The organism is Flagellimonas marinaquae, assembly GCF_003992675.1.
Taxonomy (GTDB): Bacteria; Bacteroidota; Bacteroidia; order Flavobacteriales; family Flavobacteriaceae; genus Flagellimonas; species Flagellimonas marinaquae.
Genome location: NZ_RZMZ01000014.1, coordinates 95,579 through 95,815, shown reverse-complemented (window position 1 = coordinate 95,815; position 237 = coordinate 95,579). Strand labels below are relative to the sequence as shown.

Below are 237 nucleotides of genomic sequence, written 5' to 3'. Positions count from 1 at the left end.
ATGACCCCGCCAATGAACTTCAGGCCATCACCTCCACAGACGGAACGGTAACAGTAACACCGAACGGTAACGATTTTGACATTTCCGGTTTCAGCGGTGACTTTGGAGACCTTTCCAATGTACCCGCCAATCTGGACACGGACAGCACAGATGATTTCTCAGGTGATTTTAATGATTTGACCAACGTTCCTGCCAATCTGGATTTGGATGCCACCGACGATTTTGACGGACAGTGGA

The 237-nt window shown here is 48.9% G+C and carries 1 protein-coding gene; it reads left to right on the top strand.

Features of this window, described 5'->3' with window-relative positions; genetic code table 11:
• A partial coding sequence (locus tag EO130_RS15435) for a hypothetical protein (protein WP_164732903.1) occupies nt 1-237 on the top strand: 237 nt, incomplete at both ends.